5 protein-coding genes are annotated in these 7,429 nt (G+C 71.9%); 2 read left to right on the forward strand and 3 right to left on the reverse strand.

Annotated features, from left to right (window positions below; genetic code table 11):
• Positions 1 to 27: 27 nt before the first annotated feature.
• Positions 28 to 2,484 carry an AgmX/PglI C-terminal domain-containing protein gene (locus D7X55_RS31955; RefSeq protein WP_120549415.1) on the reverse strand — a complete coding sequence of 819 codons (2,457 nt, stop codon included), beginning with the start codon at positions 2,482 to 2,484 and terminating at the stop codon, positions 28 to 30.
• A 40-nt stretch (positions 2,485 to 2,524) separates the two neighbouring features.
• Positions 2,525 to 2,935, reverse strand: a complete 411-nt coding sequence (locus tag D7X55_RS31960; protein ID WP_233610194.1) for a hypothetical protein — start codon at positions 2,933 to 2,935, stop codon at positions 2,525 to 2,527.
• A gap of 229 nt (positions 2,936 to 3,164) precedes the next feature.
• Between D7X55_RS31960 and D7X55_RS31965 the strand changes: the two genes are divergently transcribed.
• Positions 3,165 to 5,504, forward strand: a complete 2,340-nt coding sequence (locus tag D7X55_RS31965) for an MtsA protein (RefSeq protein ID WP_121725041.1) — start codon at positions 3,165 to 3,167, stop codon at positions 5,502 to 5,504.
• On the opposite strand, the gene D7X55_RS31970 is transcribed toward D7X55_RS31965, so the two are convergent.
• The gene (locus tag D7X55_RS31970; RefSeq protein ID WP_121725042.1) at positions 5,494 to 5,754 is read right to left on the reverse strand and encodes a hypothetical protein; all 261 of its coding nucleotides are present in this window, start codon (positions 5,752 to 5,754) and stop codon (positions 5,494 to 5,496) included. The genes D7X55_RS31965 and D7X55_RS31970 overlap by 11 nt on opposite strands.
• Positions 5,755 to 6,000: 246 nt before the next feature.
• Between D7X55_RS31970 and D7X55_RS31975 the strand changes: the two genes are divergently transcribed.
• Positions 6,001 to 7,429 (forward strand): calcium-binding protein (locus tag D7X55_RS31975; protein ID WP_121725043.1); only part of this gene is annotated, 1,429 nt, incomplete at its 3' end.

Below are 7,429 nucleotides of genomic sequence, written 5' to 3' on the forward strand. Positions count from 1 at the left end.
ACGTGGGGTGGGGGGAGCGTCCCCGCGTCAGTAGCCGACCGAGTTGAAGAGGAACGGGTACGTGATGATGACTTGGCCGCCCTTGGGGGCTGGGAACTGCCAGCCCTTCAGGCTGCTGAGGATGCACGCCTCGACGGAGGCGTTGCGGAGGGTGGAGGACTTCGTCTTGGCGGAGGCGACGCGGCCGTTGAGCCCGATGGCCCACTCCAGCACCACCTTGCCGGCGAGCCCGGGGTCCTTGAGGAGCGCGCGCTCGTAGCAGCCGTGCACTTCGTTGAGGTGGCTGTTGATGACCTTGGCCACGGCTTCACGGTCCACGGTGCCCTGGGTGGAGGAGATGCTGCGCGCGGTGGCGCGCGTGACGGTGCCGCCCACCGCGCCCTTGCCCACGCCGCCCGCGCCCAGCGCGCCAATGCCGCCGCCGCCCTTGCCGCGCAACAGCTCCGCGCCCAGGGTGGCGCCGCCGCCCTTGCCGCCGCCGCCCAGGCCGAACGTGCCCAGGCCCGCGTTGGCGATGGGCGCCTTCCCGATGAGGCCCGCGAGCTTGTAGTTGGTCTGCTTGGCGTTCTTGCTGCCCGGGCCGCTGCCCAGCTTGTCCACGGCGGCCAGCAGGTCGTTGGCGGCGGGGCCCGCGGCGGACAGCTTCGCGAGCGCCTTGAGGGCCTTGCTCTCCGGCGCGGCGGCCACGGCCTTGGGGACCTGGACCTCCTTCACCGGCTTGGGAGGCGCCTTCTCCGCGACGACGGGCTTGTCCTTCACGGGCTCCTTCTTCTTGAGGGACTCGAGCTTCTTCTTGGCCTCTTCCTTCTTCTTGGGCTCGGGGGCGATGAGGCGCAGCGCGACGGGCGGCAGGTTCTTCTGCGTGAAGTCCGCGGTCGCGGGGCCTTGGGGCCGGGTGGCGATGAACCAGCCCAGGCCGCCGCCGAAGATGGCGAGGAAGAAGAGGGTCAGCCAGGGCAGGCCCTTGAGCGGGTTGACGAAGACGCGCTCGGGGGCGGGGGCCGCGTAGGCGACGAGCGACATCTTGCCCTGGGTGAGGCGGGCGGCGGCGCCGTCGCGCAGGGTGACGAAGCGGCGGCTGCCATCGGACTCGAGCGCGGCGGTGGTGACGGGGGCGAAGCGGCCGTCTGTGTTGGCCTTCTCCACGTCGGTGCCGGGGGGCACGAATAGGCGGTAGTTGCCGTTGACGGACTCGGCGAGGGTGAAGTCGTCAGCGCCTTCGGGGAGGGAGAAGCCCCACAGCGGCATGGGGGCCAGCTCGTCCACGGCGGCCTTCACGGGCTTCTTCGCGTCCGGGGCGAAGCGGCGCGCGTCGCGGCGCACGGCGCCCCAGTACAGCTCCAGGTAGAGCTGGGCCGCGCCCTTGCCCGGGCCGATCCTCGGCGCGTGCGTGGGGCGGGTGGCCGGGGCCGCGTCGAGGACGATGGGACCGGCGGTGGGCGCGGGGACATCCGTGTCCACGTCCGCGAGCAGGTCGTCCGCGACGAGCAGGCTGGGCATGGCCTCCGAAGGAGGACGGCGCCGCGCGGAGGGGACGGTGCCCACGGGCACGGCGGGAGCCGGAGCGGCCTTCGGGGCCGAGGGCTGCGCGCGCGCGGCCTGCTGGGCCTGCGCGGCCTGCTGTGCCTGCTGCTGTGCGTATGCGGCCTGCTGCGCCTGTTGCTGCGCCAGCGCGGCTTGCTGTGCCTGTTGCTGCGCGTATGCGGCCTGCTGCGCGTGCTGCTGTGCCACCGCGGCCTGCGGCGCCTGCGCGGCACGCTGAGCCTGCTGTTGTGCCAGTGCGCCCTGATGTGCGTGCGCGGCCTGCTGCTGCGCCTGCGCGGCCTGCTGAGCTTGAGCCGCGCGCTGAGCCTGCTGCTGGGCGTGCGCGGCCTGCTGGGCCTGCTGCTGTGCGTATGCGGCCTGCTGCGCTTGCTGCTGCGCATACGCGGCCTGCTGAGCCTGCTGTTGCGCCAGAGCGGCCTGCTGGGCCTGCTGCTGTGCGTACGCGGCCTGCTGCGCGAGCGCGGCCTGCTGTGCGGCGTACGCGGCCTGCTGCGCCTGCTGCTGGGGCGCGAAGCCATTCGCGGGAGCGCCGAACGCGTGCGGCGGAGGCGCGGCGGGCGGAGCCCCAGCACCTCCGAGCAGCGCGGCCACCTCCGGCGGAGGCTGCGGCTTGGTCTCCACGGGACGCTGGTTGAGGATCCGCGTCTTCAGGACGAACGGACCGCACAGCACCTCGTCCACGGAGCGGATCTCACAGGCGGTGACCTGGTGCCCGTTGACGAAGACGCCGCTGGTCCCGCCGCCCGCGTCCTGGATCGCGGCGCGGCCGTTCTGGAAGTACAGCAGCGCATGGCGCGGCGACACGGACGCGTCGTCCAGCCGCAGGTCCGACGACGCGTCGGATCCGAGCGCATAGGTGCCGGGGACGAAAACCTCCGTGCCCACGAGGAGTCCGTCGCGGAGGATGACGACTTGCAGGACGCTGGGCTGGCCGCTCAACGGTGACGCTCCCTTCAAGGGGGTGATGGGCGGTACGGCCCTACTGATCGTAGACGGTGGCGAGCGTCTCCGAGCGGAAGCTGTCCCGCTCGCGAAGCATCGACCGCGTCTTCAATTCCTTGCGGTCATACAGATACACGGCGCCGGACTTGTTCGTCTGGCCCTGGATGAGACGGTCGTCGAAGTCGATGCGCGACGGCCCGCGCTGCGGAGGCGCGGACGACGCGGTGGCCGAGGCATCCCCCGTCACCGGATCCGTCACGGCCGAGTTCGACTTCGTCTCGATGCGCGGCGGAGTCTTGCTCGAGCCCTTCTTGGCCTTGGGTGCCTTCGCGGCCTTCGTCTTGGAGGCGCGTGCACGCCCCTGGGCCCAGGCATCGTTCGCGGGGGAGAGGGGACCGAAGCCGAGCACGCTGGCGACGGCACAGAAGAGGAGGAAACGTCGCATCATCAACAGGTTAAGCGATGCGAGCCCCGACCTGTCAACGCACACTCCAGTCCCATGACAGGGCCCGTGCGATCAGGTGTGGGGGGCAGTCCACCTCACCTGGGGCGGGCACTCCACGACTCGCGCGGATTCGTTCCGGGATGCTGGAAACGTCGCGTGGGGTTCCCTCCGCACAGCGCCTCCCGAGCATGCGAGCAGACGTGGCGCGAAGTCATCGTGACACGGTGGGCGAATGGAGGATGCTCGCGCGCGGGAGGCATGCACACGCGTGAAGGGTGACATTCGCAGGCTGGAGTGGATCGCGACAGGCCTCGCGGTCGTGGCCGTCCTGGGCGTCCTGGCCATCGTGATGATGCCCCAGGAAGCGCCAGGGCCTCCCGCTCCGCCCGAGCCGCGCCCCGTCCTCCAGGCCGTGGGTCCGAAGCTGACCAGCAACCAGACCTCGCAGCCGCTCTCCCTCTATGGTGAGAACCTGGTGCCGGGCCTGCGGCTGGTGCTGGGCGCGCCCCTGTCTCGCGAGGTGCCGCTCAAGGTGGTGGACGCGCGCCACGCCTACGCGAGGCTTCCCGCGGACCTCACGCTCCCCCAGGGCACGTTCCAGACGGACGTGCAGCTGTCGCTGGCCGCGAGCACCGGCCCCACGCCCACGGGCACCGCGCGGCTCACGCTGGTCAACGACGCGGCCTTCCCGGACCTGATGGCGATGGCGCTGTCTCCGGACGGGCGCACGCTCTTCGTCGCGTCGCCGCCCACGGACACGGTGTTCGCGCTGGACGTGGAGGCGGGCCGCGTGGATCCGATGGCGGTGGGGGACGGGCCGTCCGCGCTCGCGACGTGGACGGACGCCGGCGGGCGCCCGTGGCTGGGCGTGGCCCACCAGTGGGGCGGGGGGCTCTGGCTGTACGCGCTGGACGCGCCGGAGCGGAAGGCCCGCGTCGTCCCCGCGCCGGTGGGCGCCTGGGGCCTGGAGGTGGATGGCGCGAAGGGCATGGCCTTCATTGCCGAGCACGTGAACGACGCGGTGCACGCGCTCGCGCTGGAGGATGGCCGCGAGAAGTGGGTCCGGGCCGTGGATCCGAACCCGCGCGCCCTGGCGCTGACCGGGAAGTTTCTCGTGGTGGGCAGCCTCCAGACGGGGGAGGTGGGGCTGATCGACTCCATCAGCGGCCGGGATTTCGCGCCCACGGTGCCCATGCCGGGCGTCCCCATCATCGGAGGGCCCACGGAGGCCTTCTCCGCGCAGGTGATGGGCGGCAAGGCGGCCCGGGCGCTGGTCGCGAGCGGCCGGCTCAACCGCGTCTTCATGTCCAGCCTGGGGCCGAACGTGGGGCCCAACGCCCAGCGCATGGAGGTGAGCGCGAACAGCGGCGTCGCGGTGCTGGACCTGGACCATGAGCAGGTGGTGCGGCACCGGGGCTTCGGCGCGGGCGTGACGGAGGGGCTGGCGCTGGATGACCGCGCCGGGCTGCTCTACGCGGCGGACGTGGGCCTGGGGCAGGTGCGGGTGCTGGACGCGAACGCGCTGGTGAAGAGCGACGCGGCGGCGCGCGGGGCGGTGCTCCAGGCGCTGCCCATCCCGGCGCCGGAGGGCACGCCGTTCATCCGCCCGGCGGAGGACCTGGGGACGAAGGGGAGGGCGGGGCTGGAGCTGCACTCCGGGCCCCGCTCCCTGGCGCTGGCCCCGGACGGGCGCACGCTCTACGTGCTCAACCGCTTCACGGGCACGGTGGCGGTGGTGGACGTGCGCGAGGCGCGGACGGGGAAGGCGAGCCTGGTGCGCCAGTGGCCGGTGGTGGACGTGCGCTCGCGCGAGCAGCGCCGGCTGGGCCAGGTGCTCTACTTCACGGACGTGGGGCGCACCGGCATGAGCTGCGACGCGTGCCACATCGAAGGGCACACCGGCGGCGTCTTCTTCGAAAAGACGCGCCCCATGCGCATCTACCGCTCCACCACGGCGCTGGGCAGCCGGGACACGCCGCCCTACTTCACGCCCGCGAGCACGCGCAGCCTGGCGGAGACGGCGGAGACGGTGGGCGGGCGCAACCGCTACCACAACCCGGATCCGCTGCCGTCGGAGGTGGAGGCCCTGGCGCTCTACACGTCGCTCCTGTCCACGCCGCCCAACCCCTACCGGGACGCGGACGGCGCGCCGCTGGAGACGGTGACGATGCCGGACGGGACGAAGGGCCGTCCCTTGAAGGGGCTGGCGCTGTTCGAAGGCAAGGCCCGGTGCACGGCCTGCCACCCCGCGCCGCTCTTCACCCTGGACCAGGACCCCGCGACGCGGGGCCAGTACCTGGACGTGGGCACGCCCATCGCGCTGGAACTGCGGCCGGAGCAGCAGCAACTGGTGAAGGGCGCGGCGGCGCCCTCGCTGGTGGGCACCTGGGACGTGTGGCCCCTGCTGACGAGCGCCACGATGGGCTATGCGGTGCAGGGCGACCGGCTGGTGGCGGCCGCGCGCTTCCCGCTGCGCATGCTGGTGGAGCGCTCGGGGCCGGAGCACGGTGCCACGCAGGACCTCACTCCCCAGGAGCGCGACGACCTGCTCGCCTACCTGCTCACGCTGTGACGTCTAGCGCGGTGAAGGGCATCATCACCGCGGCCCGGGCCCACGTGGCCAGCGCCTCGCGCAAAAGGGGCCAGACGCAGAACGCGTAGCCCACCTCCACCACCAGCGGGCCCGTCTTCGACACCTGCACGACCTCCTCCATGGACACCGCCATGCGCGGATCGTGGCTCTTCACCTCGCGGTTGTGAGCCATCGCACCCGTCGCACCCAGCGCCAGCACGAACATCGCCACGGTCCCGTCCAGCTTCATGTGCTGCTCCTTGGGGATTGAACTGCATGGCCAATGCCTTTCTTGTCCCGGGAATTGGAACAATCCCGGCGAGAGCAGGAATTCGTCCGAGCCTGATTCCAGGCAGGATGTGGACATTCCAGCCTGGGTGGCGGCGTCCTTTTCCCTTCCGGCGCGAAAGGGCAGCCCCGTGTCGGGCCCTTCACGCGGAACCATCCCGCGCGTCGCTTGCTTCGGAAGGGGGGGCTGAGGTCTACAATCCAACGAATGCGTTCCTCCCCCCGGGTCGCCTGGCTCCTGCTTTCCTCGCTGTGGCTGTCGTGCACCGACGCGGGGCTCTATTCGATCAACGACCGCGCGGGCGGCTCGCGGGACCGCGCCAACTTCGAGGGTGACCTCTGCGTCCCCGAGGCCACCGGCGACGCGTTCCCCGTGAAGGTCGTCTTCGCGCTCCAGGGCGGCACCGGCGTGGAGCCGGAGGTCGTGGGCTACGCGGTGGACGGGCTCACCACGCTCACCTCGCGCTACACCGGCCCGCAGGTGAAGTTCGGGCTGGTGGCGTTCCACTCGGTGGCCACCGGCCTGCAAGGCAGCTTCACGGACGCCGCGGCCTTCCAGTCCATCCTGCCGCGCTACGCCAGCTACCAGCAGCAGGGGCCCATCAGCATCCGCTCCGCGCTGCGGCTGTCCAAGAGCCTCCTGTCCGGCGACATGCAGGCCGCCTGCAGGGGCGAGGTCGCGCGCTCGCGCTACGTGGTGGCGCCCGTCATCCGCAGCTCCGACGTGAGCTGTGACAACCCGGCGTACAACATCGGCATCGACAGCCGCTGCTCCGCGCTGTCCCAGGCCGCCGGCTGCAACGCGACCCCGGCGTCCCAGGCCCAGTGCAACGCCGCGTGCAGCCAGTGCGAGCTGACCGCCGTGGTGGGAGAGCTCAAGGGGCTGGTGGAGCAGCTGGGCGCGGGCGACGTCAGCGTCCAGCCCATCTACGTCCGCGGCGACGTGCCGGACCCCGTCACCCGCCTCCAGGTGGCCGCCATCGCCAACGCGGGGGGCAGCGCGCCCGTGGAGACGGACTTCGCGGGCCTGCCCAACGCGCTGGCGAGGCTGGACTACGGCGCGCTCGACAACGCGCTCAAGCTGAAGCGCTTCCTCGCCTTCAACCGCAACGTGCAGGTGAGAAACGGCCAGATGCTCACCGACAGCGACGGCGACGGCGTGCCGGACGACGACGAGCGCGCCCTGGGCCTGGACCCCGCCGTCCCCGACACCGACCAGGACGGCCTCATGGACGGCGTGGAGCTGCGCATGGGCCTGGACCCGCTCGCCGTGGACGTCATCAACGGCTGCAGCGTGGTGCAGGACACCGACGGCGACCGGCTCAACGACTGCGAGGAGCGCGTGCTGGGCACCGACCCCTGCATCGGCGACACCGACGGTGACGGCCTGCCGGACCTGGTGGAGGCCCTGTCACACACCAACCCGCTCGTCGCCGAGGACCTGCTCGACACCGACCGCGATGGCCTCTCCAACGTGGCGGAGGTCGAGGCCCACGGCGACCCGCTCAGCGCCGACCTGGATTTCCACCGCGAGCGCGGCTACGGCTACTCCATCGTCCCGCTGCCCCCCACCGACATCAGCGACCGCGCCTGCTACCGCACCCGCGTGGAGAACGTCTCCCTGGTCCCCACCCTGG

The organism is Corallococcus sp. AB049A, from assembly GCF_003668885.1.
Lineage (GTDB): Bacteria > Myxococcota > Myxococcia > Myxococcales > Myxococcaceae > Corallococcus > Corallococcus interemptor.